We start from the raw sequence: 1,364 nt of genomic DNA, 5'->3' as shown, positions 1-1,364 counted from the left end.
TAGTCGTTCGGCACGTAGCCTGCATCCACTGCCGCGCGCGATGCGCCGAGTGCCGCCGACAGCTTGTCCGCCAGCGGCTCCAGCACCTTCGTGTAGTTTTCACCGCTGCCCAGACCGCGGCCGCCCGACACGATGATGCTTGCCGACGTCAGCTCCGGACGGTCCAGCTTCGTCACCTCACGGCTCACGAATTGCGACTTGCCTGCGTCGGCTGCCGCTTCGATCTTCTCGACCGATGCGCTGCCGCCTTCCGCGGCTACCGGATCGAAACCCGTCGCACGCACCGTGATGACCTTGATCGGGTCGCTCGACTGCACCGTCGCGATCGCGTTGCCCGCGTAGATCGGGCGCTCGAACGTATCGGCCGAGTCCACTGCCGTGATGTCCGAGATCTGCGCGACGTCCAGCTTCGCGGCGATGCGCGGCGCGATGTTCTTGCCGTACGCGGTCGCCGGCGCGAGGATGTGCGAGTAATCCTTCGCGATGTTCAGCGCGGTCGCCTCGACGTTTTCCGCCAGGCCCGCTTCGAGTTGCGGCGCGTCGGCCAGGAGTACCTTCGATACGCCCGCAATCTTCGACGCCGCATCGGCCGCGCCCTGCGCGTTGTGGCCCGCGACCAGCACGTGAATGTCGCCGCCGATCTTCGCCGCCGCCGCCACCGCGTTCAGCGTCGCGGCCTTGATCGACGCGTTGTCGTGTTCTGCAATCACCAGAATCGTCATTTCTTTGCGCTCCCTCTTACAGCACCTTGGCTTCGGTCTTCAGCTTCTCGACCAGCGTCTTCACGTCCGGCACCTTCACGCCGGCTGCACGCTTCGGCGGCTCGACCACCTTCAGCGTCTTCAGACGCGGCGCGACGTCCACGCCCAGCTCTTCCGGCTTCACCGTTTCCAGCGGCTTCTTCTTCGCCTTCATGATGTTCGGCAGCGTCACGTAGCGCGGCTCGTTCAGGCGCAGATCGGTCGTCACGACTGCCGGCAGTTGAAGCGACAGCGTTTCCGCGCCGCCGTCGACTTCGCGTGCAACCGTCGCACGGCCGTCGGCGATCGTCACCTTCGACGCGAACGTCGCTTGCGGCAGGCCCGCCAGCGCGGCCAGCATCTGACCCGTCTGGTTCGAATCGTCGTCGATCGCCTGCTTGCCGAGGATCACCAGTTGCGGCTGTTCCTTGTCGACCAGCGCCTTCAGGATCTTCGCGACGGCCAGCGGCTCGACGCTGTCTGTCGATTCGACAAGGATCGCGCGATCCGCACCGATCGCCAGCGCCGTACGCAGCGTTTCCTGCGCTTGTGCAACGCCTACCGACACGGCGATCACTTCCGTTGCCACGCCCGCTTCCTTCAGACGCACCGCTTCTTCAACGG

2 protein-coding genes are annotated in these 1,364 nt (G+C 65.5%); both read right to left on the bottom strand.

Annotation, left to right across the window (positions count from 1 at the left end; all coding sequences use genetic code 11):
- Positions 1-722, bottom strand: a 722-nt coding sequence (locus tag J7024_RS36940; RefSeq protein ID WP_234746055.1) for an electron transfer flavoprotein subunit alpha/FixB family protein, incomplete at its 3' end; no start/stop codon positions are given.
- 16 nt (positions 723-738) lie between these two features.
- Positions 739-1,364 (bottom strand): electron transfer flavoprotein subunit beta/FixA family protein (locus J7024_RS36935; protein WP_234746054.1); only part of this gene is annotated, 626 nt, incomplete at its 5' end.

Origin of the sequence: Burkholderia sp. WTPI3 (genome assembly GCF_021483755.1) — a bacterium.
In the GTDB taxonomy this organism is placed as follows: Bacteria; Pseudomonadota; Gammaproteobacteria; order Burkholderiales; family Burkholderiaceae; genus Burkholderia.
Note: the sequence above shows the minus strand (reverse complement) of the source record. Positions and strands in the feature narration are given on the sequence as shown.